This window comes from Serratia sp. PAMC26656, assembly GCF_016469055.2.
Lineage (GTDB): Bacteria > Pseudomonadota > Gammaproteobacteria > Enterobacterales > Enterobacteriaceae > Serratia > Serratia plymuthica.
Genome location: NZ_CP150486.1, coordinates 4,991,322 through 5,014,649, shown reverse-complemented (window position 1 = coordinate 5,014,649; position 23,328 = coordinate 4,991,322). Strand labels below are relative to the sequence as shown.

Sequence of the window (23,328 nt, the reverse complement as noted above, 5' to 3'; positions counted from 1 at the left end):
CGCCCTCCATCAATGGCCTCTCGTGACGGTTCTCACAAGTGGTGAATGACTTGTTTTAAGAGGGAGTCTTAAATAACTGCATAAATATGACGAGACGTTTGCCCGTCCAGAAAGCTTCCAGCGGACTTCCAACTTAGCGAGAAAGAATACGCAGGTCAAATATAGGCTTAAGATCGTTTTTTATTGAATTATTGTGGGTTATCTTTTTGAAAAATAACTATTTTTACATGAATTTACGGTGGTGGCGAGGAACGTCTGGGCTTGAGGAAATGTGAGCTGTCTCACTATAGTGCAACCTCTGAATCTCTGCACCATGCTAGTGCGGGCGTGAATATCAGAATTTTATTCTATTAAGTTATTCTTTCTTGTTATTTGTAACTATTTTTCATCGCTTTGTCATACAGACGTTAACGGTTAGGGGAGAATAAGAAAAATTCATCTTGGCTCGGGTGATTTTATTTGCATTTATAATGAATAGTTATGCCTGGCGAAGCCTTGAAGAGAAAGCGTTGATCTCTGTCATCGCGGGAAAAGCCGTTTCTTATTAGCATCACGGGCTTTGAGTACAGAGAAAGCCAAGATTATGCAGTTGCCGCAATTAGTCAATATGTTTGGCGCCGATCTTCAGCGTCGGCACGGCGAAAAGATCCATAAACTCACGCTGCACGGCGGTTTTAGCTGCCCAAATCGTGACGGTACCCTGGGCCGCGGCGGTTGTACCTTCTGCAACGTAGCCTCTTTTGCGGACGAACAGATGCAGCGCCAGAGCATTGCCGAACAGCTGAGGGTGCAGGCCGGCAGGGTCAACCGTGCAAAACGCTACCTGGCCTACTTTCAGGCCTATACCAGTACTTATGCAGAAGTGAGCCTGCTGGCGGACATGTATCGGCAGGCGCTGACGCAGGCAGATATGGTCGGGATCTGCGTTGGCACGCGGCCGGACTGCGTGCCGCCCGCTGCGCTTGATTTGCTGGCGGGTTACCTTGAACAAGGTTATGAGGTTTGGCTCGAACTGGGCCTGCAGACGGCACACGATAAAACGCTGAAGCGCATTAATCGCGGCCACAACTTCTCCTGTTATCAGCATACCGCCCGATTGGCACGCGAACGTGGGCTGAAGGTATGCAGCCACCTGATCGTCGGGCTGCCGGGGGAAAACTCGGCCGATCATCTGGCTACGCTGCGGCAGGTGGTGGACAGCGGCGTGGACGGCATCAAGCTGCACCCGCTGCATATTGTTACCGGCAGCACCCTGGCGCGGGCCTGGCAGGCCGGGCGCATGCCTGAATTGGCGCTGGAGGAATACGCCGCCAGTGCCGGGGAAATGATCCGCCATACGCCGAAAGAGATTGTCTATCACCGCATCTCCGCCAGCGCCCGTCGGCCGACGCTGTTGGCACCATTATGGTGCGAAAACCGCTGGAACGGCATGCAGGCGGTCGGCGGTTACCTGCAGCGTTATGGCGGACAGGGCAGCGGATTGGATGAAAAGCGGCAATATCGCCCTTGATCGCTGTTTTGATTTGCAAACTTTCCCACACTTCGGTGTTTGCTTCCTTATCTCACCGAGGTTTTACGGTATGATTTAACCGATTCTGTCTGATGGGAGCCGCTATGAAGCAAATCCGGGTATTAGCCCAGTACTACGTTGATTTAATGGTGAAACTGGGGCTGGTGCGCTTTTCGCTGCTGCTGGCTTCGGCGCTGGTGGTACTGGCGATGGTGGTACAGATGGCGGTGACCATGCTGCTGCGCGGCGAGGTGGAAAGCATCGACGTGGTACGTTCGATCTTCTTCGGCCTGCTGATTACGCCCTGGGCGGTGTACTTTCTGTCGGTGGTGGTCGAGCAACTGGAAGAATCCCGCCAGCGCCTGGCGCGTCTGGTCGATAAACTGGAAGAAATGCGCCACCGCGATCTGGAGCTGAACCAGCAGCTCAAGGACAATATCAGCCAGTTGAATCAGGAAATCGCCGACCGCATCAAGGCGGAGCAAGATCGCCAGCAGGTGATGGACAAGCTGACGGAAGAGATGGAACAGCGCGAGCTGGCGCAGATTGAGTTGGGTCAGCAATCGGCGCTGTTGCGCTCGTTCCTCGATGCCTCCCCTGACCTGGTGTATTACCGCAACGAAGACAAAGAATTCTCCGGGTGTAACCGGGCGATGGAGCTGCTGACCGGCAAAAGCGAAAAGCAGCTGATCGGCCTGACGCCGTTTGACGTCTACAGCCAGGAGATCGCCGAAAAGGTGATAGAAACCGACGAGAAGGTCTTTCGCCATAACGTCTCCCTGACCTACGAACAGTGGCTGGTTTACCCGGACGGGCGCAAGGCCTGTTTTGAGCTGCGAAAGGTGCCGTTTTACGATCGCGTGGGCAAACGTCACGGACTGATGGGCTTTGGCCGCGATATAACCGAGCGTAAGCGCTACCAGGACGCGCTGGAGAATGCCAGCAGGGACAAGACCACCTTCATCTCAACGATCAGCCACGAGCTTCGTACGCCGCTTAACGGCATTGTCGGGCTGAGCCGCATTCTGCTCGATACCGACTTGAACGATGAGCAACTGAAATACCTGAAGACCATCCATGTCAGCGCCATCACGCTGGGCAATATCTTTAATGACATCATTGAGATGGATAAGCTCGAGCGGCGGAAAGTGCAGCTCGACAACCAGCCGGTGGATTTTACCGGCTTCCTGGCGGATCTGGAAAACCTCTCCGGTCTGCTGGCGCAGCCGAAAGGCCTGCAGTTCGTGATGGAGCCGCAATCGCCGCTGCCGCAGCAAATCATCACCGACGGTACCCGCCTGCGGCAGATCCTGTGGAACCTGATCGGCAATGCGGTGAAGTTTACCCCGCATGGGCAGATTGTGGTGCGTGTGCGGCGTGAAGAGCAGGATCGACTGGTGTTTGAGGTGGAAGACTCCGGCATGGGCATCCCTCAGGACGAACAGGACAAGATCTTCGCCATGTATTATCAGGTGAAAGATCAGCACGGCGGCCGCCCGGCGACCGGCACCGGCATCGGGTTGGCTGTTTCCAAGCGCCTGGCACAGAGCATGGGCGGCGATATCACCGTCAGCAGCGTACAGGGGCACGGTTCTTGCTTCACCTTGACCATCAATGCGCCGGCGGTGCAGGAAGCGGAAAGTGAGGCGCGGGCCGAGGAGGATCTGCCGTTGCCGGCGCTGCATATCCTGCTGGTGGAGGATATCGAACTGAACGTGATTGTGGCGCGCTCGGTGCTGGAGAAGCTCGGCAACAGCGTGGACGTGGCGATGAATGGCACCGACGCGCTGGCGATGTTCGATCCGGACGAGTTTGATCTGGTGCTGCTGGATATCCAACTGCCGGACATGACCGGGCTGGATATCGCCCGGGTGTTGCGCGAGCGTTATGCCGGACAAGCGCTGCCACCGCTGGTTGCTTTGACCGCCAACGTGCTGAAAGACAAAAAAGAGTATCTCGACGCGGGTATGGACGATGTGCTGAGCAAGCCGCTTTCTGTACCGGCGTTGACCAAAGTCATTAAACATTACTGGGATCATCAACCCTCTCACACTACAAAGAAAACGGAGCAAAAGGCGATGCAGATTAATGAGTCGTTACTGGATACCACAATGCTGGAACAGTACATGGACCTGGTGGGGCCGCAACTGATTCATCAGAGCCTGGAGATGTTTGAGCAGATGATGCCGGGCTATCTGGCGGTGCTGGAGTCCAATATGACGGCGCGTGACCAGAAAGGCATCACCGAAGAAGGGCATAAAATCAAGGGCGCTTGCGGGTCGGTTGGCCTGCGTCATTTGCAGCAGCTTGCACAGCAAATTCAAACCCCGACGCTGCCGGCGTGGTGGGATAACGTGCAGGACTGGGTTGATGAGCTCAAGCAGGAATGGCGCAACGATGTACAGGTACTGCGTGAGTGGGTTGCGAACGCTGAAAAAAAATGACCCCGACCTAGGCCGGGGTGCGCGAATATTGCGCCAACACCAGGGAAATTGTGAACCTGCGTATTGGTATTCAGTGTTCTGGTCGAGCAGGTTGTAGAGAATTCCTAAACATCATACAGCCAACAACATAGCAAATGTAAGCGCTCTTGTTAGAAGATTCATTAAAATGTGTGATGTAGATTAGTGTTTGTTAACTCCGAGCATTAACCAGTTGACAGTCTCATAAGGAGTAAGGGTGATGAAAAACGTTGGCGTTGTGCTGAGCGGCTGCGGAGTTTATGACGGCGCGGAGATCCATGAAGCCGTCCTGACGCTGCTTGCATTGGACCGGGTGGGGGCACAGGCGGTGTGCTTTGCACCGGATAAATCTCAACTTCATGTTATTAATCACTTAACTGGCGATGAAATGCCGGAAGAACGCAATGTTTTGGTCGAGTCTGCGCGTATTGCCAGAGGGAACATTCAGCCGCTTTCACAGGCCGATGCCAGCCAGTTGGATGCGCTGATTGTACCCGGTGGGTTTGGTGCGGCGAAGAACCTCAGCAGCTTCGCCAGTGAAGGGGCGGAATGCTGGATTGATAAAGATTTAGCTAAGTTAACGCAACAAATGTATAAGGCAAATAAACCAATTGGTTTTATGTGCATTTCCCCCGCGCTGCTGCCGAAGCTGCTGGATCAACAAGTGCGGCTGACCATTGGCAACGATCCGGACCTGGGTGAAGTGATTGATGCCATGGGGGGCGAGCCGGTTATTTGCCCGGTTGATGACATCGTGGTGGATATTGAGAACAAAGTGGTGACCACGCCGGCCTATATGTTGGCGAAATCTATCGGCGAGGCGGCCGACGGGATTGATAAGCTGGTTTCACGGGTGCTGGATTTGGTTGAATGAGAAAGTCCGCGGGCAAATCGATTTTTTCCCGACCGTGGTTTTGGCTGAAACGCGGAATTATTGTCCTTGTCGGCCTGTGGGGGCTTGGGATAGCCGTTTTTGCTTTCTTGCCGGTGCCTTTTTCTGCGGTGATGGCGGAGCGGCAGTTCGGCGCCTGGCTGAGCGGTGATTTTGGCTATGTGGCGCATTCCGACTGGGTATCGATGGACGATATTTCCCCGCAGATGGCGCTGGCGGTCATGGCGGCGGAGGACCAGAAGTTCCCTGAACACTGGGGGTTCGACGTGGCGGCGATCGAAAAGGCGCTCAGCCACAACGAACGTCGCCCCACACGCATCCGCGGCGCCTCCACGCTGTCGCAGCAAACGGCGAAGAACCTGTTTCTGTGGGATGGCCGCAGCTGGCTGCGCAAGGGGCTGGAGGCCGGGCTGACCTCGGGGATCGAACTGGTGTGGACCAAGCGTCGGATCCTGACGGTTTACCTGAATATCGTTGAATTTGGCGATGGGGTATTCGGCGTGGAAGAGGCGTCGCAACGCTTTTTCAATAAGCCGGCCAAACGCCTGACCGCTTCTGAAGCGGCTCTGCTGGCGGCGGTGTTGCCAAACCCGCATCGTTTTAAAGCCAGTGCGCCTTCCGGCTATGTGATTCAACGGCAACAGTGGATTATGCGCCAGATGCGGCAGTTGGGTGGGGAAGGTTTTCTTAAAGACAATAATCTGGATTAGCGCGCCGGGATAAAGGCATCAGGCCTACCCCGGCGCAGCGGGTTATTTCACGAAGGTAAAAGCGGTGGTGACGTGTTTCACGCCGCTCACCTGGCTGGCGATCTGCGCAGCCGATTGCGCTTCCTGTTGTGTGACCAGGCCCAGCAGGAACACCTCGCCGTTTTCGGTAGTGACCTTCACATTGGATGATTTCACCGTGTCGCTGGTGAGCAGCTGCGAGCGCACCTTGGTGGTGATCCAGGTATCGGAGGACGCAGTGCCGAGGCTGATTGGCGTCCCTTGGCGGATCTCGTTATACACCTCGGACGTGCCTTCGACGCCCATCGCTATTTGCTTGGCGCGGGCGGCGAGGTCGGTGCTCGGCGACTGGCCGGTCAGCAATACTTTACCCTGATAGGCAGTAGCAACCACCCGGGCGTCTTTCTTCAGCTGTTGATCTTTACTCAGGGCGTTTTCAACCCGGGCTTCCAGCGTGCCGTCGTCTACCTGAGTGCCCACGCTGCGTGGGTCAGTGGCGCTCTTGGTGGCGACAGCTGCGCTGCCGACGACAACGCCGGCGATACAGCCTTGTAACAGCAGGGCGCTGGATAGCACTGCAAATGTGGCTTTCAGCTTCATCTCAGTTCCTTATTCGTCCTGGTGGGGAAACAACGTACTATCTATCAGGTCGCATAGGCAATTTACTGTGAGCATATGCATTTCCTGAATACGAGCACTGCGATGCGATGGGATACGGATCTCGACATCCTGTTGACCGAGCAAACCGGCCAGCTCCCCGCCGTCGTAACCGGTGAGTGCGACAATCGTCATGTCACGCGTCACTGCGGCTTCGACCGCTTTCACAATATCACGGCTGTTGCCGCGGGTGGAAATTGCCAGCAAGACGTCGCCGGCATGGCCGAGTGCGCGCACCTGCTTGGCATAAACTTCATCGTGCAGACGATCGTTGGTGATCGCCGTCAGCACCACGTTATCGGCATTCAGCGCAATGGCCGGCAGGCTTGGGCGCTCGGTTTCAAAGCGGTTGATCATGCTGGCGGCGAAATGCTGCGCGTTGGCCGCCGAGGTACCGTTGCCGCAGCACAGAATTTTATTACCGTTAAGTAAGGATTGAACCAGCGTCATCGCCGCACGCGAGATGGCGTCGGGCAAGGCTTCCGCCGCCGCAATCTGGGTTTGGATGCTTTCGGTAAAACAGGCTTTAATTCTATCCAGCACGTTGTATTAATCCACTAAGTCAAAGGGCCGGTCTGCACCGGTAAACCATGATTAATCCGCATTGAAGGCGTTGGGTATCCATTCTAACTGGCTACCGGTGATGGCCAAAACATCAAAACGGCAAGACGATGTGTCAAAACTGGCTCCGCGCCCCGCCAACCAAACGGCGGCGGCATGCAGCAACCGCTGCTGTTTACGGTAAGTCACGCTGGCGGCCGCACCGCCAAAGGCGTCGCTGCGGCGGTAGCGGACTTCAACAAACACCCAGGTTTGACCATCGCGCATGATGAGATCGAGCTCACCGCCGCGCAGCGTAACGTTGGCGGCGAAGAAGGTGAGCCCGGCGCGTTCCAGATAGCGGCGGGCCTGTAACTCATAGCCCGCCCCCTTGGCGCGTTGACTCAAGAGACGGGAACCACCATTCCCTGACGGTATTGCAGCCAAGGCAGTTTCCTGTTGATCACACAGCTTGGTGAGGCGGTCAGCATGCCGGTGGTGCCGGATACCTGGAAGCCAGGCAACTGGCGCATTTCAGCAAAGTGATTGGCCAATGTCCAGGCATCCATCCCCATGGCGTACAGACGCACCAGCGAATAGTCGTTGCGGAACCGGCTGCTCGCCTGCTGCAACAGCTGCGGGTTGGCGCCGGCCAGCAACGGGATATCGCTGAACTGCAGGCCTTCCATTTCCAGACGGAAGTCAGGGCCTGCACCGGCCTGGTAGCTACGCGAGCTGGCGTACATTGCCGGCTTGCTGCGCGAGGTGGTGGCCATGTCGATCATCGGTTTGATCAGCGTCAGCTGGGACTGGGTCGCCACGATGTAGACTGCATCCACGTTGCCGCCGGATTCGGCAGGCACATCGCTTGGCGGCGCCGGGATGGTCAGCCCGGCAATGGTCACGGCCTGCGGAGCCGGTGCCGCGGAAATCGGCGTACCGGTCATGCGGATGCCGCCGCTGTTCACCGCCTGACGCAGTTCGCCGGCAGAGCCGATACCTTGTTGCAGTACGGTCTGGCCGCCCAGTTTTTGCCATTCCTGGTTAAAGGCTTTGGCAACGCGATCGCCGAACGAACCGCGCGGGATCAGCAGCAGCGGCTGGCGCTTTTGCTGTTCCCAAATGTGGCGGGCAGCGTCGCGCGCTTCGTCTTCCGGCGACAGGGCGAAGTAACAGATGTTCGGATTGTCTTTCGGCGTTTCCGGCTGATTGAGCGCCAGCACGTTCAGCGTGGTATTGCTGCCGGACAGTTGATCGACGTTCTCTTTCAGCAGCGGGCCCACCACCAGGGTTGCGCCGTCTTGCTGTGCCTGTGTCAGTAACGCGGCCAGCGGTTGGCTGGTGGTATCATACACTTTAATTTGCGTATTGGTGGCCTGCGGCGGCGTAATCTGCGCATTGGAGGGCGTAGAAGGTTGAGCCGCAGTCACGGGCGCGGCATCCGCAGACGGCGCCGAGGTGCTTACCGCGCCGTTGGCATTGGCATCCGCAGGGGCTGCTGCCTGAACGGGATTGTTGGCAGGTTGCTGTTGTTGCTGTACCTGCGCCGGTGCGGTCACGCCGTTTTTCGCCGCTTCAAAACCTTGTTGGATTGCGTCGGCGAACACTTTTGCCTGGCCGTTCATCGGCAGCAGCAGGGCGATTTTAGAGGTGGAAGCCTGGGTAAAGTTCAGCACCTGGTTCAACTGCGTCGGCAACGTTTTCGCCGCCGGGTTCTGCGGGTAACGGTTTTGCCAGTCCTTGATGCCGGCCTTCAGCAGGTCGGGATCTTGCTTGTTGTCCTGATAGACACGCAGCAGATCCAGCCAGCCTTGCAGCACGTTTTCATTGGCGTTGATCACCAGACTGCTCATGTCCTGCGGCGTCAACTGCAGCAGCGCCTGCCAGGTTTGATCCAGATTGGTTTGATGAGCCTTGCCGGTCAGCAACGGTTCCTGCGCAACGTAGGCGCGGATCAACGGCAGAGACGGTTTGCCCTGATTGGCGGCGATCTGCGCCTGGTAGAAGCGCACCAATTGGTTAGCTGACAATGAACCGCTATCCAGATGGCCCAGCGTGCTGCGGGCGCTCACATAGCTTTTGTTCGCCACCTGCAGTTCTGCGGTCAGCAACTGGCGTTCAACCTGCTGAACGCTGTTGAGGTTTTTCGACAGTTGGTTCAGTTGTTCACCGGCCTGCGGCAGTTTTCCTTCACGTAACAGCGCGCGAATAGCAAGTAATTGCCAGTCAGCCTTGTTATCATCGCTGCTTTGTTGCAGCTGCTTCAGATAGTAATCGGAGCTGGCGCTCGCTTCGTCCTGTATATTGGCGGGCGGCGTCTGCGGGGCCTGACCAGGACAGCCTGCAAGGAGCAGGGCTGCCGCGATAACTGCGGTAAGTCGGACAGGCTTTGAACGCCCTGCTTTGGTACGAACGAATGTTGAGGAAAGCATACTGTATCCAGTGATGTTTTTTTCAAGATGCTCAATATTAAATCGGCAACCCGGATGAAACAATGAATCAACACCAACAATCAGTCATTTCTGCATCAACGCTGTATGTGGTGCCCACTCCCATCGGCAATTTGGGGGATATTACCCACCGCGCGTTAGAGGTACTGAAAAGCGTTGATCTGATTGCGGCCGAGGACACGCGCCACACCGGGTTGCTGTTGCAACACTTTGCGATTAGCGCGCGGTTGTTTGCGCTGCATGACCATAACGAACAGCAAAAGGCGGACCAACTGCTGGCGAAACTGCAGGAAGGCCAGAGCATTGCGCTGGTTTCCGACGCCGGCACCCCGTTGATCAACGATCCCGGTTATCACCTGGTGCGTCGCTGCCGCGAAGCCGGCATCCGCGTGGTACCGCTGCCGGGGGCCTGTGCGGCAACCACCGCACTGTGTGCCGCCGGCGTTGCTTCAGACCGCTTCTGTTACGAAGGGTTCCTGCCGGCGAAAACCAAGGGGCGTAAGGATACGCTGATGGCGCTGGCAGAGGAACCGCGCACGTTGATTTTCTACGAATCCACCCACCGTTTGCTGGAAAGTTTGCAGGACATGGTCACTGTGTGGGGGCCGCAGCGCTATGTAGTGCTGGCGCGTGAGCTGACCAAAACCTGGGAGTCCATCACGGGTGCGCCTGTGGGTGAGCTGCTGGCCTGGGTGCAGGAAGACGAAGTGCGTCGCCGTGGCGAAATGGTGCTGATTGTCGAAGGCCATAAGCCGCAGGATGACGCATTGCCGCTGGAGGCGCTGCGCACGCTGGCGTTGCTGCAAAAAGAATTGCCGTTGAAAAAGGCGGCGGCGTTGGCGGCGGAAATCCACGGCGTGAAGAAAAATGCGTTGTATAAACACGCGTTAGAGCAACAAGAACAGTAAAGCGGTTGACCTGCCGTGAGCGCGACGCTACTATCCGCGCCGGAGTTGACCAGACAGTCGCCGCTTCATTGCCGTCCCTTTCGGGGGAGACAGATGGAGGGGAGGAAAGTCCGGGCTCCATAGGGCAGGGTGCCAGGTAACGCCTGGGAGGCGCAAGCCTACGACTAGTGCAACAGAGAGCAAACCGCCGATGGCCCGCGCAAGCGGGATCAGGTAAGGGTGAAAGGGTGCGGTAAGAGCGCACCGCGCGGCTGGCAACAGTTCGTGGCACGGTAAACTCCACCCGGAGCAAGGCCAAATAGGGGTTCACATGGTACGGCCCGTACTGAACCCGGGTAGGCTGCTTGAGCCAGTGAGCGATTGCTGGCCTAGAGGAATGACTGTCCACGACAGAACCCGGCTTACCGGTCAACTCCCTCTATAAAGAAAACCCCGCGTGACGCAAGTTACGCGGGGTTTTTTCCTTTCTGGATGCCCATTACACCGGCAAATCGATCAGCAGCGCGCGCAGCGGCGTTTCGGCGCGGATCGTCAGGCGGTTCTCTTCATGGATAAAAGCCCCGTCGCCGCAGGTCAGGCGTTGGCCTTCGTTACGGTCGCCATTGGCTTCGATGGTGCCGTGGATCGACTGCAGGTAAGCCCGTTGCCCGTTCAGCGCAAATGTCTGCTGTTCGCCCGGCTGTAAATCCAAATGATGGATCCATACCTGCTGGCGCAGTTGCAGGCTTCCCTGGGCGCCGTCCGGTGATGCCAGCAGCGTCGAGCCGTTATCCGGCAGCATCAGGCGCTGTACTCGATCGTTGTTGCGCTCCGGGCAGGCATCCAGCCACAGTTGCAGACGGGTCAGCGGCGTATCGCTGCTGACGTTCTGTTCGCTGTAACTCAGCCCTGGCTGCGTGGCCAACAACAAGGCTTCACCGGCCTTGGCGCGCACGGTATTGCCGTCGTTGTCGCGGTATTCGGCTTCCCCCTGCAAGATCAGATTCAGGATATCCACGCTGGGATAGGTGCGTGGCTGGAATGACGCACCTGGCGCCAGCACCTCCTGGTTCAGCACCCGCAACGAGGCGTAGCCCATCAGCTTGGGATCGAAGTAATGTCCAAAAGAAAAGGTGTAGCGAGCCTGCAGCCAACCAAAGTCAGCTTGCCCGCATTGTTGTGCTGTTCTGCATGTAATCATGGCAATCGGCTCTCTAAATTCATTATCCAAATGGTAAGCATCTGGACGCCGGATTGTTAGCCAGTTAATCTGGTCGGCATATTCAAATTTCCTGACAGAGAGATTCGATGGCCAGAGATCGGGCGTTAACGCTTGAAGCGTTAAGGGTTATGGATGCGATCGACCGACGTGGCAGCTTTGCTGCGGCAGCCGATGAACTGGGGCGTGTGCCCTCGGCGCTCAGCTACACCATGCAAAAATTGGAAGAAGAATTGGACGTGGTGCTGTTCGATCGCTCCGGCCACCGCACCAAGTTCACCAACGTTGGGCGCATGTTACTGGAGCGCGGGCGGGTACTGCTGGAGGCGGCGGACAAGCTGACCACGGATGCCGAAGCGCTGGCGCGCGGTTGGGAAACTCACCTGACCATCGTCAGCGAAGCGCTGTCACCGGCGAGCAAACTGTTTCCGCTGGTCGACAAGCTGGCGCTGAAGGCCAATACCCAGGTATCGATTTTTACCGAAGTGCTGGCCGGTGCCTGGGAGCGGCTGGAGCAAGGGCGAGCCGATATCGTCATCGCCCCGGACATGCATTTCCGTGCTTCCTCGGAGATCAACACCCGCAAGTTGTACAAGGTGATGAGCGTCTACGTCGCCGCGCCGGATCACCCCATTCATCTGGAGCCGGAACCCTTGTCCGAACTGACTCGCGTGAAATACCGCGGCATTGCGGTGGCGGATACTGCCCGTGAACGGCCGGTATTGACCGTGCAGTTGTTGGATAAACAGCAACGCCTGACGGTCAGCACCATTGGCGACAAGCGCCTGGCGCTGCTGGCCGGCCTGGGCGTGGCGACCATGCCTTACCCGATGGTGGAAAAAGACATTGAAGAAGGGCGGCTGAGGGTGGTGGGGCCGGAATACAGCCGTGAGGCCGATATCATCATGGCCTGGCGGCGCGACAGCATGGGGGAGGCGAAAGCCTGGTTCCTGCGCGAAATCCCGCGGCTCTTCGCCCAGCAGGAACGGCAGTAACCGGACTGTGTGCTGCAATTGATCGCCAACGGCCCGCAGGTGCAAGCACGGCGGGCCGTTTTATTGTTCCCCCTTACCGCTAAAGAAAGGGGGAAAATGGGCTAACCGAAACGTTTGTCGCGGCCGTGCGGCTCGTCCAGATCCTGCGCCGGCCCGATGGAAATAATGCCGTGCGGATTGAGAGTGGTGTGGCTACGGTAATAGTGGTTGCGGATGTGCGGTAGGCTAACCGTTTCGGCGATGCCTGGCATCTGGTAGATGTCGCGCAGGAAGCCGTACAGGTTGAGATAATCGCTGATGCGGCGTTTATCGCATTTAAAATGGGTGACATACACCGGATCGAAGCGCACCAGCGTGGTCCACAGACGCAGGTCGGCCTCGGTCAGGCGATCGCCGGCCAGATAACGGTGTTGGCCCAGGATCTGCTCCAGCCGCGCCAGTGCGTCAAACAGCGCGTTCACCGCTTCGTCATAGGCTTCCTGACTGGTGGCGAAACCGGCCTTGTAGACACCGTTATTCACCTGGTCATAAATCCAACCGTTCAGCTCATCGATTTTACCGTGCAGGTCGTTGGGATAATAATCCCCCGCGCGAGCGCCGACGCCATCAAATGCACTGTTGAACATGCGGATGATATCGGCAGATTCATTGCTGATGATGGTCTGGTGCTGCTTGTCCCACAATACCGGCACCGTTACGCGGCCGGTGTAATGTTCATCGGCGCGCAGGTAAAGCTGATAGAGAAAGTCTGAGTGATAAAGGCTGTCGCCGGTCGTTTCAGGGAAGTCCTGGCCGAAGGTCCAGCCGTTTTCCAACATCAGCGGATGCACCACGGAAACCGGGATAATCTGCTCCAGCCCCTTCAGCTTGCGCATCAGCAACGTGCGGTGCGCCCAAGGGCAGGCGAGTGAAACATACAGGTGATAACGGTCTTTCTCCGCTTTAAACCCTCTGGTGCCGTGTTCGCCCGGTTGGCCGTCTGCAGTCACCCAGTTGCGGAACTGAGAGGTTGAGCGTTTGAAACGGCCTCCGGTGGACGATGTGTCATACCAGATGTCTTGCCAAACGCCATCGACGAGTTGTCCCATGATGATCTCCTTCGTGTCCGAGTGAAAACGCAGAAGGGTCCGGCATGCCGGACCCCTGATTCGGTAATTAGAAGCTTACCACTTTTTGTTCAAAATACGGTCGATGCTGAAACCGCCTGGGCCGGCAACGGCCAGTACGATATAGCCACCGGCGATGGTCAGGTTCTTCATGAACATCAGCTGGTTTACGCCTTCCGCAAAGTTAGTATGGAACAGTACCGCGGTCAGAAGAGTGAAACCGGCAGTGAACAGCGCCACGGTGCGGGTCAGGAAACCGAACAGAATTGCCAGGCCACCACCAAACTCCAGCAAGATGGTCAGCGGCAACAAGAAGCCAGGTACGCCCATCGATTGCATATACTGCTGGGTGCCGGCATAGGCGTCGCCCATTTTGCCGTAACCTGCCACGATAAACAGAATTGGCATCAGAATACGAGCAACCAGCAAACCTGTATCTTCTAATTTTTTCATCATCAACTCCAAAGTGATTTTTAGTTCGCCAGTCTTGGCGTTTACCGCTGTTAGCGGGCGGTATGCCGGGTCTCTGACCCTGTCCTGCCCGTTACGTGTTTGATGGAGTGAATGTTAATCGGGAAGTGATTCCGTTGTTAGCAAGTAAAACTGTCGTATTTTTTCAAAAAAACTGAATCTGTAGCCTGCTAACAAATGATGGCGAATCAGAAAGTTACCCAGCCTTTATCGACAGAAAGAATAAATTTCTGTGAAAAAGGGGGCATAACGACGGAAGAATTGAAGAAATAAGTAGGATTACTTGGTCGAAAAAGTTTTCTGGATCAATCGGATAGTGCCAAAGGCACCAAAAGCGCGACGTGACCAGCGAATCAGTTTGCTTGGGTGGCGGATACCGTAAAGCGCCATCACGCTGGAGCCGACGACCAGGTATTTGCGCAGACCGAAGAGGGTTTGCCAACTGCGATCGATGCGTTCGGTTTTTTCCAGCCACAGGCTTTTGTTGTCGGCCAGATCCAGCCGTTGTTGCTGGATCTGCCGAATCAGTTTCTCTTTTCTCCATTCCAGGTAGCGACGGCGATTCATTTTTCGCCCTCCAGCTCGGAACGGTCGATCTCCAACTGTCTGCGCGTAGCGCCCAACAGGGTGGATCGGCGTGCTTTGACCAGCGTCCAGATGGCGCCGAAAATAGCCAGGAACAGCAATATGCCCGTGGTGGCACCTAACGCCATCAGGCGGTAGATAGGGTCAATGGCCCAGAAAATCAGGATCAGCAGGCTCATCAGGCCAAATGCGGTGAATAAAAGGGTCATACCGGCCATGATCAGCAACTGAATGAGGTTCGCTTTCTCCTCTTCCAGCTCGACAACCGCCAGGCGCACCCGCGTTTCGACCATACTCACCAGAATGGTGATGATGCGTTGGGCGATATCGAGGACCCCTTTGGCGGGGCCCTGTGCACGAACTTGTGGTTGTTCTGCCATATTAGCGGCGCGCTAGCAGAACGCCCAGCACTACGCCAACCGCAGCGCCGATACCGATACCTGTCCACGGATTATCACGCACGTAATCATCCGCCTGGCCGGCGATTTGCTTGGTCTGGGAAGCTATTTTGTCCCCGGCGTCGCTCAGGCGAGCGCGGGTATCTTTCAATGCGTCTTCAGCTTTGGAGCGCAGCTTTTCCAGCTCGGCTTTTGGTTTATCGGTGGAAGAGTTCAGCACTTCTTCCAGCGTATCGGCTAAGGATTTAAGTTCAGCGCGTAAGTTTTCTGCATTTGAATCATGTGCCATGTGATTATTCCTTAACGTTAACTTCGACAGACTTTCAACATAGCGGATTTTTTCGTCGGAGCAAAGGGTGAATGGGTAGCTGATATCACTAAGCATTCATTCTATATACAGTAAAAATCCCGTATGACGCGGCTCTCAGCGATAAATCCGCTGGTGTAAAAAAATTATTCCGCCTGGGCCTGTTTAAGCTCGGCCTGTGCTTCCGTCAGTTTTTTCTGCTTCTTGGCGACTTTATCCAGGTTGCCGGTTTGCTGAGCTTCTTTCAGCTCTTGTTGACGTTCAGCGACCTTGCTTTGTTTCTCTTCGATTTTTTTCTGGCGATCGGCCTGCAGGCCTGCTTCCGTGCAGTTAGTCTGTACTTCGCTCAGCGCCTTTTTCAGCCCGGCTATACGGTTATGATTGCCATGTTGGGTGGCGTAATCAATCTGCTGCTGGATGTTTTGGGCCTTGGTCGCACAACCGCCTTCGGCGGCAAACGACAGGGCCGGCAATACACATAAGGGGAGGGCCAGTAAGAGTGAGTGGCGTAATTTCATGCTATCGGTTCCTTGTTAACTGGGATGCACTGGTACGCATCCGCTTTTCCTGACTGCTTGCAAAAGCAGTACGACAGGAGTTTACGCAGCTAGCTTTCAGCATAGCCTTGAATCGCGCAGACCCCAAAGAATCAGCCGCAGTTCGATGGTGATTGGTGATTAATTGAACGGGGCATAAAAACGAAAGGAAAACCCTTCATTCGAAGGGGTATTATCCCAGATTGAGTGGGGCGCGTGCAAATTCACGCACCCAATGGGTTGGAACAGGGGATTCGCTCAGAGCGATGATATAACCCGGCGGTAAAATCGTTTGCAGCGCTTCGCGCGCCAACAACTGCTGTTCCGGTGAATCCAGGCGAATCACCAGACCATCACCTTCGGGAGTAATGCTTTTGATGCGAATGCCACGCTCATCCAGCCGCTGATAGACAAAAAAGCCGTCAGGCAGCGAAAGGCCTTGCTGGCCGGCGCGGATACGCAGCTCGCTTTCGGTGCGCACCATACAGGGCACCAGCAGCGTTGCCAGCGCCAACAGGGCGAGTGCAATCAGCAAAACATACTGCCAGCGCGGGCGCTTTGCCATCACGCCCCTTTCCCCTGATTCTGGCTGTCGGCGCGTTTCTTGCGCCACAGCACGATCAGCGATCCCACCAGCCCAACCACCAGCAGCACCAGCGGCAGCAGCATCAGGCAGAACATCAGTTGGTCTTCGTACTTGCGGAATACCGGGGTTTTGCCCAAAGCAAAGCCCAGTGACGTCAGGATCACCACCCACAGCAGGCCACTCATCCAGTTAAAGAATTGGAAACGGGCATTACTCAGGCCGGAGAGACCGGCAATGGTAGGCAACAGGGTGCGGACAAACGCCAGAAAACGACCGACCAGCAGAGCGGAAAGCCCGTGGCGGTGGAACAATTGGTGCGCGCGCTGGTGATAATGCGCCGGCAGATGCGACAGCCAGCCCTGCACCGTTCGCGTATTGCCCAGCCATTTGCCTTGTATGTAACTGACCCAGCACCCCAGGCTGGCGGCAACGGTCAGGATCAGGATGGTGAGCGGGAAATTCATGGTGCCTTTGGCGATCAAAACGCCTACCAGGATCAGCAGGCTGTCGCCGGGTAAAAATGCCGCCGGCAGCAGGCCGTTTTCCAGAAATAAAATCAGAAACAGCAGGACGTAGAGCGTCCAGACCAGCGACGGGTTCGCCAGCGTCTCAAAATCCTGCTGCCATAAGGCATGTAACAGTTCTTTAATGATGTCCATCCGATGTTCCTAAAACGTCATTGTTTGTCTTTATCTCAGCGGCGGATCAGGAGTGGGCTGAAAGCGCGCGGGCGATCCTGGCTGCTGATAACGATGAAACGGTGTTGCTTTTAGTGAGTTCTCGTCGGTGCGACACCGGTCATGAGTGGTAAGTCAGCGTGCCACGATAAAGCATATTACTTTCTTTCCAGCCACCGAGCCTGTTTTGCTGCTGTGGGGTGTGCAGCATCCAGTTGGCCTGAACAAGCTGATTGGGTACAGATAAGTGCTGACGCGGGAATCTGGCATTATGGCCCAGTTCAGAGGTCAGCGCATAGACTGGCTGCAATTGGGCGGAGGCCGGCAGTGAGCCGGGGTAAGAATGCACACGCGGCAACAGCAGCGGCAATTTGCCGGGCGCTTTGCGCTGCAACTCTGCTGGAGACCGATAAACCTGGTCATAAGGGGACAGCGCCGGGTTATCGAGCGAGGGCAGGCTACTCAGTGCCGTGGGGGTTGCTTTGGAGGGTGCCGCGCATAGCTTTTGGCCGGAGACCGAGCCGGTCCAGCAAAAAAGAGCAATAAGCATGGCAAACAACCAGCGCATGTATTCGTGTTCCGCCCCGTAGCAAAGGGTAAAAAAAGTGGCCTAACTTTACCAAAATAGCACGATTGGCAACAGGGAAATCTACGTTGCCTCCGGTGAAATACTACACGGCAAACGGCGGTTCAGGCATCGATTCGGAGGATTTTACATTACCTGACATAACCCAACGGTTTTTGACCGCGTACGCTATTTGTTTTCGGCGGTCATGCCGTCCAGATGCACCACCGGGTTTTCGGCGAACAGATAGCGGTCGGCGTTATATTCGAAATCGTCGCTGGTGGCGTTGAACAGCATTTGCTTGGTGTTTTCCAGATGCTGCCACATTGCCAGTTTCGCGGCATAAGGGTCTTTACGTATCAATGCCTTGAGGATTTGATCGTGATCGTCGCACCAACTGGCGATAGATCGCTCGTCGATATGCTCGTGCAGCTTGATCCAGTAAGGGTTATTCACCCGCTGGCTCCACATTTTTTCCACGATGGTCGCCATCGCGGTATTTTGCGTGGCCAGCGCCACCTGCACGTGGAATTTCAGATCCCACTGCGAATCACGGAACCGGTCTTCCTTGCGTGCGTGTTCCTGGATCTCCATCAACTGGACGATATCTTGTTTGGTGACCTGTGTGGCGGCGAATTCGGCGATGTTGCTTTCAATCAACTGACGCGCCTGCAACAGTTCGAACGGCCCGGCGGTGGCGAACTCAATGCTGTCGCCCGGCACCACCAGATGCTTTTGCTGGTTGGACATCACGTGGATCCCGGACCCCTTGCGTACGTCAACGTAGCCTTCCACTTCCAGCATGATGATGGCTTCGCGTACCACGGTGCGGCTGACGTTCATCTCTTCAGCAATATAGCGCTCGGCCGGCAGCTTATCGCCCACCGGGTAGCGGCCGCTTTCAATACGCTGCTTAAGCTCGGCGGCCAGTTGCTGATACAGGCGTCTGGTTTCAGTGAATTCCATAATGAATGCTCTTAGGGTAAGAAGGGGCGTGGCTGTCGGATTTGTTATACCACTTATTCGGCAGGGCTGCCAGTGGCCGCAGGAGACGCCCGGCGCGTGGCCGGGCGGGAGGTTAACTGCGCGCCGGGACAGGCTGTGGAGCCTCTTTCGTGGGGGATAAGGCAGGCCGGTTTTGCAGGACGGTCCAGATAACGATGGCGCCGAGAATATCGAATACCGACAGCGCGGCGAACAGCGGGCTGAAGCCCAGGGTATCTGCTAAGGCGCCGACCACCAGAGCAAACAGGGTGCTGGCGGTCCAGGCCGCCATGCCGGTCAGGCCGTTGGCGGTCGCGACCTCGTTACGGCCAAATACGTCTGAAGACAGGGTGATCAACGCACCGGACAGCGCCTGGTGAGCAAAGCCTCCGACGCACAGCAGCGCGATGGCGGCATAAGGGCTGGTGAACAGGCCGATCATACCGGGGCCAATCATCAGCACCGCGCCCATCGTGACCACCAGCTTGCGTGAAACGATCAGGTTCACCTTGAAGTGTTTCTGGAAAAACGGCGGCAGATACCCGCCAACGATGCAGCCGAGATCGGCGAACAGCATTGGCATCCAGGCAAACATGGCGATCTCTTTCAGGTTAAAACCATAGGCTTTGAACATGAATAACGGGATCCAGGCGTTGAAGGTGCCCCAGGCCGGTTCTGCCAGAAAACGTGGCAGCGCGATGCCCCAGAACTGGCGGTTGCGTACGATCTGCCAGGCGGACATTTTCTTGGCGTTGCCGGTCTGGTGTTGCGGTTCCTGGCCCTCGAGGATGTAATCCCGCTCTTCCTGGCTGAGTTTCTTTTGATCTTTCGGGTGCTTGTAGAAGATCAGCCAGCAGATGGCCCAGATTAGACTCAGCACGCCGGTAATGATAAACGCCATTTCCCAGCTGTGGGCGACGATGGCCCAGACGACCAGCGGCGGCGCGATCATCCCGCCGATCGACGAACCTACATTAAAGTACCCTACGGCGATGGAACGCTCTTTGGCCGGGAACCACTCGCTGCTGGCCTTCAGGCCGGCGGGGATCATTGCCGCCTCGGCCATGCCCACGGCGCCGCGCGCCAGCGCCAACCCGCCCCAACTGTTCGCCAGCGCTGTACCCATGCAAAACAGCGCCCACAGGACGGCGAACATGGCGTAGCCCACCTTGGTGCCCAAGACGTCCAGCACGTAGCCCGCCACCGGTTGCATCACGGTGTAGCAGGCGGAATAAGCGGCGACGATGTAAGAATACTGTTGCGTGGTGATATGTAAGGTGCCTTCCAGCGTCGGCGCCGCCACGGCAATGGCGTTGCGGGTCAGGTAACCCAGCACGGTGCCGATGGTCACCAGCCCAATCATGTACCAGCGTAACCCTTTAATTTTACGCATCCGAAATATCTCCCAGTCTTGAATATGCGCAGCCGAGGTGGCGGCGTGTAGGGGTGTGATTCCTTTTCGTTGATCTGCATCGGCCTTTCCATCACCGACGCATTCCCAACGCGCCAGCGACGGGGTGGCGAGACAATAACTTGTCATACAGATTTAAAAGTTGAGTGATATCACAAAAGCCAAGATTCAATGGGGCAATACGCTTTGGCCGGTAATCACGTGATTTAGGCCGTGTTTTGCTGCGAAACTGCGCGTTAATCGCCTTTCACGAGGGAAGTAGGCCGTAGGTTGGGGTAAGATTTTGCTGGACGCTCTGTGTAATTGGTGTGATAACTTTGTCGTATTGAACACTGTGCCGAACGGTCAGCAAGGTGAGGAGCCTGATATGGCGACGTTTTTAAACGAAGATTTCTTGTTGGGCAGCGAATTTGCCCGGCGTTTGTATCACGACTATGCGGCGGATCAGCCGATCTTTGACTACCACTGTCATTTGCCGCCGGAACAGATCGCCGAGAATACCCGCTTCAAAAACTTATATGACATCTGGTTAAAGGGCGATCACTACAAATGGCGGGCGATGCGCACCAACGGCGTGGCCGAACGTCTGTGCACCGGCGATGCCGGCGACCGCGAGAAATTTGACGCCTGGGCCGCCACAGTGCCACATACCATCGGCAACCCGCTGTATCACTGGACTCATCTCGAACTGCGCCGTCCATTCGGCATCACCGGCACGCTGCTTTCCCCGGCGACGGCGGACGATATCTGGCATCGCGGTAACGCGCTGTTGGCGCAGGACGATTTCAGAGCGCGTGGCATCATGCAGCAGATGAAGGTGAAAATGGTCGGCACCACCGACGATCCGATCGACGATTTGCGCCACCATAAAGCGATTGCCGCCGACGACAGTTTCGATATCAAGGTGCTGCCAAGCTGGCGACCGGATAAGGCGTTCAATATCGATGCACCGGGCTTTAACGATTACCTGAAAAAGCTGGAGGCGGCAGCGGATATCAGTATCAGCCGCTTCACTTCGCTGTGCGACGCGCTGAAAAAACGCATGGACCACTTCGCCGCTCACGGCTGCAAAGTGGCCGACCATGCGCTGGACGTGGTGGTGTATGGCGAAGCGAACGAAGCCGAGCTGGACGCCATTCTGGCCCAACGCCTGAGCGGTAAGCTACCTGGGCCGGAGCAAAGCGCCCAGTTCAAAAGCGCAGTGCTGCTGTTCCTGGCCGCTGAATATCAACGCCGTGAATGGGTGCAGCAGTATCACATCGGCGCATTGCGCAATAACAACAGCCGGATGCTGGCAAGCGTTGGCCCGGATATCGGCTTCGACTCCATTAACGACCGGCCGCTGGCAGAGCCGCTTTCCCGCCTGCTGGATGCTCAATCCCGGCAGGGAGGATTACCGAAAACCATCCTATATTGCCTTAATCCGCGCGATAACGAAGTGATCGGCACCATGGTGGGTAATTTCCAGGGAGAGGGCACGCCAGGCAAGATGCAGTTTGGTTCAGGCTGGTGGTTCAATGATCAGAAAGACGGCATGCAACGCCAGATGACGCAGCTGGCACAGCTTGGCCTGCTGAGCCGTTTTGTCGGTATGCTGACCGACAGCCGCAGCTTCTTGTCGTATACCCGTCACGAATATTTCCGCCGTATTCTCTGCCAGATGATGGGGCGCTGGGTGGAAGAGGGTGAAGCGCCGGCGGATATCGCGCTGCTCGGCGAGATGGTGAAAAACATCTGCTTCGACAATGCCAAAAATTATTTCGCCATTGAACTGGCGTAGCCGCTGCCCGAGGTTGGTTTATGCAAAGCATCGTAAAAATTCATTCGCAGGATAATGTGGCGGTGGCGCTGCGCGATTTGGCCGACGGCGAAACGCTGGCGCTGGAAGCGTTGACCCTTCGGCTTTCGCAACCCGTGGCGCGTGGGCACAAGTTTGCGCTGCAGCCGATCGCAGCCGGCGAGGCGATCATCAAGTACGGGCTGCCGATCGGCCATGCGCTGGTCGCCATAGCGCCGGGTGTGCACATTCACTCGCAAAATGCCAAAACCAACCTGAGCGATCTGGACAGCTATCAGTACCAGCCGGAATTTCCCGCGCTGCCGCCGCAGGCTGCTGATCGTGAAGTACAGCTCTATCGCCGCAGCAGCGGCGAGGTGGGGATCCGCAACGAACTGTGGATCGTGCCGACCGTCGGTTGTGTCAACGGCATTGCCCGGCAGATCCAGCAGCGTTTTCTGAAGGAAACTCAGGATGCACAGGGGATCGATGGCGTACATCTGTTCAGCCATCCGTTCGGCTGTTCGCAATTGGGGCAGGATCATGAAAACACCCGTACCATGCTGCAAAATATGGTGCGCCATCCGAATGCCGGCGCGGTGCTGGTGATTGGCCTGGGGTGCGAGAACAATCAGGTAGATGTTTTCCGCAGCACGCTCGGGCCGACGGATGAGCAGCGGGTGCGCTTTATGGTGTGCCAGCAGCAGGACGATGAGGTGGAAGCCGGGCTGGAGCAACTGCATGAGTTGTATCGGGCCATGCGCGACGATCGTCGCCAGCCGGGCAAATTGAGCGAGTTGAAGTTCGGCCTGGAGTGCGGCGGGTCGGACGGGCTGTCCGGCATCACCGCCAACCCGTTGCTGGGGCGGTTTTCCGATTATGTGATCGCCAACGGCGGCACCACGGTGCTGACCGAGGTGCCGGAGATGTTTGGCGCAGAACGGATCCTGATGAGCCGCTGCCGCGATCGGGCGACCTTCGAGAAAACCGTCAGCATGGTCAACGATTTTAAACAGTATTTTATCGCCCATAACCAGCCGATTTATGAAAACCCTTCGCCGGGCAACAAGGCGGGCGGCATTACCACTTTGGAAGAAAAATCCCTTGGTTGCACGCAGAAAGCCGGACAGAGCCGGGTAGTGGACGTGCTCAAATACGGCGAGCGGCTGCGGCAGCCAGGGTTAAACCTGCTCAGCGCACCCGGCAATGACGCAGTGGCGACCAGCGCGCTGGCCGGCGCCGGCTGCCATATGGTGTTGTTCAGTACCGGGCGTGGCACGCCCTACGGTGGCTTTGTTCCCACGGTAAAACTGGCTACCAACAGCGAACTGGCGGCGAAAAAACCGCACTGGATCGACTTCGACGCCGGGCAATTGATCCACGGTACGCCGATGGATCGCCTGCTGGAACAGTTTGTCGATCTGATCGTGGCGATCGCCGATGGCAAAGCGGCGCGCAACGAAGCGAACGATTTCCGCGAGTTGGCGATTTTTAAAAGTGGGGTGACATTGTAAAGCACCGGCAGCGGGAGTAGCATAAAACAGCGTTTCACTTTTAACGCCATTGTCTCCCGCTTCAGGATCCC

Annotated in this window: 24 protein-coding genes and 1 other RNA gene; 9 read left to right on the top strand and 16 right to left on the bottom strand. The window is 56.6% G+C overall.

Going from position 1 to position 23,328, the window contains the following annotated elements:
- Positions 1–583: 583 nt before the first annotated feature.
- The 4 genes from JEM67_RS24470 to mtgA all read left to right on the top strand — a co-directional run bounded on the left by JEM67_RS24470 (position 584) and on the right by mtgA (position 5,574).
- Complete coding sequence (locus tag JEM67_RS24470; RefSeq protein WP_199635778.1) at positions 584–1,510, top strand: TIGR01212 family radical SAM protein; 927 nt, start codon at positions 584–586, stop codon at positions 1,508–1,510.
- 104 nt (positions 1,511–1,614) lie between these two features.
- A complete protein-coding gene (gene arcB, locus JEM67_RS24465) occupies positions 1,615–3,954 on the top strand; it encodes an aerobic respiration two-component sensor histidine kinase ArcB (RefSeq protein ID WP_013814668.1) in 2,340 nt (779 codons plus the stop codon).
- 238 nt (positions 3,955–4,192) lie between these two features.
- The gene (gene elbB / locus JEM67_RS24460; RefSeq protein ID WP_199635721.1) at positions 4,193–4,846 is read left to right on the top strand and encodes an isoprenoid biosynthesis glyoxalase ElbB; all 654 of its coding nucleotides are present in this window, start codon (positions 4,193–4,195) and stop codon (positions 4,844–4,846) included.
- Entirely contained in the window at positions 4,843–5,574 is a 732-nt protein-coding gene (gene mtgA / locus JEM67_RS24455; protein ID WP_199635722.1) for a monofunctional biosynthetic peptidoglycan transglycosylase, read from the top strand. The genes elbB and mtgA overlap by 4 nt, the downstream gene beginning before the upstream one ends.
- 42 nt (positions 5,575–5,616) lie before the next feature.
- Here mtgA and dolP read toward each other — a convergent pair whose 3' ends face one another.
- From dolP to JEM67_RS24435, 4 genes are read right to left on the bottom strand one after another with little or no spacing between them, the layout of a single operon-like run.
- Positions 5,617–6,192 (bottom strand): division/outer membrane stress-associated lipid-binding lipoprotein, encoded by a 576-nt coding sequence (gene dolP, locus JEM67_RS24450; protein WP_013814665.1) that lies wholly within the window; start codon positions 6,190–6,192, stop codon positions 5,617–5,619.
- A 9-nt stretch (positions 6,193–6,201) separates the two neighbouring features.
- A complete protein-coding gene (diaA, locus tag JEM67_RS24445; protein ID WP_004948462.1) occupies positions 6,202–6,792 on the bottom strand; it encodes a DnaA initiator-associating protein DiaA in 591 nt (196 codons plus the stop codon).
- A gap of 51 nt (positions 6,793–6,843) precedes the next feature.
- Positions 6,844–7,197, bottom strand: a complete 354-nt coding sequence (locus tag JEM67_RS24440) for a YraN family protein (protein ID WP_004948459.1) — start codon at positions 7,195–7,197, stop codon at positions 6,844–6,846.
- Positions 7,194–9,221, bottom strand: coding sequence for a penicillin-binding protein activator (locus JEM67_RS24435; protein ID WP_013814663.1), 2,028 nt, complete (start codon positions 9,219–9,221; stop codon positions 7,194–7,196). Before JEM67_RS24435 ends, JEM67_RS24440 begins: the two co-directional genes overlap by 4 nt.
- Positions 9,222–9,283: 62 nt before the next feature.
- Here JEM67_RS24435 and rsmI point away from each other — a divergent pair, with 62 nt between their 5' ends.
- Positions 9,284–10,147, top strand: coding sequence for a 16S rRNA (cytidine(1402)-2'-O)-methyltransferase (rsmI, locus tag JEM67_RS24430; RefSeq protein ID WP_013814662.1), 864 nt, complete (start codon positions 9,284–9,286; stop codon positions 10,145–10,147).
- A 41-nt stretch (positions 10,148–10,188) separates the two neighbouring features.
- Positions 10,189–10,567, top strand: an RNA gene (rnpB, locus tag JEM67_RS24425) — RNase P RNA component class A.
- A gap of 58 nt (positions 10,568–10,625) precedes the next feature.
- Here the strand turns inward: rnpB and JEM67_RS24420 are convergent.
- Positions 10,626–11,327 carry a pirin family protein gene (locus tag JEM67_RS24420; RefSeq protein ID WP_013814661.1) on the bottom strand — a complete coding sequence of 234 codons (702 nt, stop codon included), beginning with the start codon at positions 11,325–11,327 and terminating at the stop codon, positions 10,626–10,628.
- A 107-nt stretch (positions 11,328–11,434) separates the two neighbouring features.
- Here JEM67_RS24420 and JEM67_RS24415 point away from each other — a divergent pair, with 107 nt between their 5' ends.
- Positions 11,435–12,340 (top strand): LysR family transcriptional regulator, encoded by a 906-nt coding sequence (locus JEM67_RS24415; protein WP_004948447.1) that lies wholly within the window; start codon positions 11,435–11,437, stop codon positions 12,338–12,340.
- Positions 12,341–12,441: 101 nt separating this feature from the next.
- Here the strand turns inward: JEM67_RS24415 and JEM67_RS24410 are convergent, their stop codons facing one another.
- From JEM67_RS24410 to JEM67_RS24360, 11 genes are all read right to left on the bottom strand, one after another.
- Positions 12,442–13,428, bottom strand: coding sequence for a glutathione S-transferase family protein (locus tag JEM67_RS24410; RefSeq protein ID WP_199635723.1), 987 nt, complete (start codon positions 13,426–13,428; stop codon positions 12,442–12,444).
- Between the two features lie 75 nt (positions 13,429–13,503).
- Positions 13,504–13,899 carry a DoxX family protein gene (locus JEM67_RS24405; protein ID WP_006328232.1) on the bottom strand — a complete coding sequence of 132 codons (396 nt, stop codon included), beginning with the start codon at positions 13,897–13,899 and terminating at the stop codon, positions 13,504–13,506.
- Positions 13,900–14,196: 297 nt separating this feature from the next.
- Positions 14,197–14,484 (bottom strand): YqjK-like family protein, encoded by a 288-nt coding sequence (locus JEM67_RS24400; protein WP_199635724.1) that lies wholly within the window; start codon positions 14,482–14,484, stop codon positions 14,197–14,199.
- Positions 14,481–14,882: a phage holin family protein gene (locus tag JEM67_RS24395; protein WP_199635725.1), complete on the bottom strand. Its 402-nt coding sequence runs from the start codon at positions 14,880–14,882 to the stop codon at positions 14,481–14,483. Before JEM67_RS24395 ends, JEM67_RS24400 begins: the two co-directional genes overlap by 4 nt.
- Position 14,883: 1 nt before the next feature.
- Positions 14,884–15,189, bottom strand: coding sequence for a DUF883 family protein (locus tag JEM67_RS24390; RefSeq protein ID WP_013814656.1), 306 nt, complete (start codon positions 15,187–15,189; stop codon positions 14,884–14,886).
- Positions 15,190–15,353: 164 nt separating this feature from the next.
- Positions 15,354–15,725, bottom strand: coding sequence for a DUF1090 domain-containing protein (locus JEM67_RS24385; RefSeq protein WP_199635726.1), 372 nt, complete (start codon positions 15,723–15,725; stop codon positions 15,354–15,356).
- A gap of 211 nt (positions 15,726–15,936) precedes the next feature.
- Positions 15,937–16,308, bottom strand: coding sequence for an EnvZ/OmpR regulon moderator MzrA (mzrA, locus tag JEM67_RS24380; RefSeq protein WP_006320501.1), 372 nt, complete (start codon positions 16,306–16,308; stop codon positions 15,937–15,939).
- Complete coding sequence (locus JEM67_RS24375) at positions 16,308–16,988, bottom strand: DedA family protein (RefSeq protein WP_004948426.1); 681 nt, start codon at positions 16,986–16,988, stop codon at positions 16,308–16,310. Before JEM67_RS24375 ends, mzrA begins: the two co-directional genes overlap by 1 nt.
- A 139-nt stretch (positions 16,989–17,127) precedes the next feature.
- Positions 17,128–17,574 (bottom strand): hypothetical protein, encoded by a 447-nt coding sequence (locus JEM67_RS24370; protein WP_013814654.1) that lies wholly within the window; start codon positions 17,572–17,574, stop codon positions 17,128–17,130.
- 186 nt (positions 17,575–17,760) lie between these two features.
- Positions 17,761–18,537: a transcriptional regulator ExuR gene (gene exuR, locus JEM67_RS24365; protein WP_004948422.1), complete on the bottom strand. Its 777-nt coding sequence runs from the start codon at positions 18,535–18,537 to the stop codon at positions 17,761–17,763.
- Between the two features lie 112 nt (positions 18,538–18,649).
- Complete coding sequence (locus JEM67_RS24360; RefSeq protein ID WP_013814653.1) at positions 18,650–19,948, bottom strand: MFS transporter; 1,299 nt, start codon at positions 19,946–19,948, stop codon at positions 18,650–18,652.
- Between the two features lie 385 nt (positions 19,949–20,333).
- On the opposite strand from JEM67_RS24360, the gene uxaC reads away from it, so the two are divergent.
- Both uxaC and JEM67_RS24350 read left to right on the top strand, forming a co-directional pair.
- Positions 20,334–21,746, top strand: coding sequence for a glucuronate isomerase (uxaC, locus tag JEM67_RS24355; protein WP_199635727.1), 1,413 nt, complete (start codon positions 20,334–20,336; stop codon positions 21,744–21,746).
- 20 nt (positions 21,747–21,766) lie between these two features.
- Positions 21,767–23,257, top strand: a complete 1,491-nt coding sequence (locus tag JEM67_RS24350; RefSeq protein ID WP_199635728.1) for a UxaA family hydrolase — start codon at positions 21,767–21,769, stop codon at positions 23,255–23,257.
- Positions 23,258–23,328: the final 71 nt, after the last annotated feature.

Bases quoted from the DNA above. Each gene is read 5' to 3' on its own strand.
- JEM67_RS24405 (WP_006328232.1), bottom strand. From the start codon at position 13,899: ATGAAAAAATTAGAAGATACAGGTTTGCTGGTTGCTCGTATTCTGATG.
- JEM67_RS24385 (WP_199635726.1), bottom strand. From the start codon at position 15,725: ATGAAATTACGCCACTCACTCTTACTGGCCCTCCCCTTATGTGTATTG.
- JEM67_RS24415 (WP_004948447.1), top strand. From the start codon at position 11,435: ATGGCCAGAGATCGGGCGTTAACGCTTGAAGCGTTAAGGGTTATGGAT.
- JEM67_RS24420 (WP_013814661.1), bottom strand. From the start codon at position 11,327: ATGATTACATGCAGAACAGCACAACAATGCGGGCAAGCTGACTTTGGT.
- mtgA (WP_199635722.1), top strand. From the start codon at position 4,843: ATGAGAAAGTCCGCGGGCAAATCGATTTTTTCCCGACCGTGGTTTTGG.
- JEM67_RS24470 (WP_199635778.1), top strand. From the start codon at position 584: ATGCAGTTGCCGCAATTAGTCAATATGTTTGGCGCCGATCTTCAGCGT.
- exuR (WP_004948422.1), bottom strand. From the start codon at position 18,537: ATGGAATTCACTGAAACCAGACGCCTGTATCAGCAACTGGCCGCCGAG.
- uxaC (WP_199635727.1), top strand. From the start codon at position 20,334: ATGGCGACGTTTTTAAACGAAGATTTCTTGTTGGGCAGCGAATTTGCC.
- JEM67_RS24350 (WP_199635728.1), top strand. From the start codon at position 21,767: ATGCAAAGCATCGTAAAAATTCATTCGCAGGATAATGTGGCGGTGGCG.
- JEM67_RS24390 (WP_013814656.1), bottom strand. From the start codon at position 15,189: ATGGCACATGATTCAAATGCAGAAAACTTACGCGCTGAACTTAAATCC.
- JEM67_RS24400 (WP_199635724.1), bottom strand. From the start codon at position 14,484: ATGAATCGCCGTCGCTACCTGGAATGGAGAAAAGAGAAACTGATTCGG.
- dolP (WP_013814665.1), bottom strand. From the start codon at position 6,192: ATGAAGCTGAAAGCCACATTTGCAGTGCTATCCAGCGCCCTGCTGTTA.
- JEM67_RS24395 (WP_199635725.1), bottom strand. From the start codon at position 14,882: ATGGCAGAACAACCACAAGTTCGTGCACAGGGCCCCGCCAAAGGGGTC.
- JEM67_RS24435 (WP_013814663.1), bottom strand. From the start codon at position 9,221: ATGCTTTCCTCAACATTCGTTCGTACCAAAGCAGGGCGTTCAAAGCCT.
- arcB (WP_013814668.1), top strand. From the start codon at position 1,615: ATGAAGCAAATCCGGGTATTAGCCCAGTACTACGTTGATTTAATGGTG.
- elbB (WP_199635721.1), top strand. From the start codon at position 4,193: ATGAAAAACGTTGGCGTTGTGCTGAGCGGCTGCGGAGTTTATGACGGC.
- rsmI (WP_013814662.1), top strand. From the start codon at position 9,284: ATGAATCAACACCAACAATCAGTCATTTCTGCATCAACGCTGTATGTG.
- JEM67_RS24370 (WP_013814654.1), bottom strand. From the start codon at position 17,574: ATGCGCTGGTTGTTTGCCATGCTTATTGCTCTTTTTTGCTGGACCGGC.
- JEM67_RS24360 (WP_013814653.1), bottom strand. From the start codon at position 19,948: ATGCGTAAAATTAAAGGGTTACGCTGGTACATGATTGGGCTGGTGACC.
- mzrA (WP_006320501.1), bottom strand. From the start codon at position 16,308: ATGGCAAAGCGCCCGCGCTGGCAGTATGTTTTGCTGATTGCACTCGCC.
- JEM67_RS24410 (WP_199635723.1), bottom strand. From the start codon at position 13,428: ATGGGACAACTCGTCGATGGCGTTTGGCAAGACATCTGGTATGACACA.
- JEM67_RS24375 (WP_004948426.1), bottom strand. From the start codon at position 16,988: ATGGACATCATTAAAGAACTGTTACATGCCTTATGGCAGCAGGATTTT.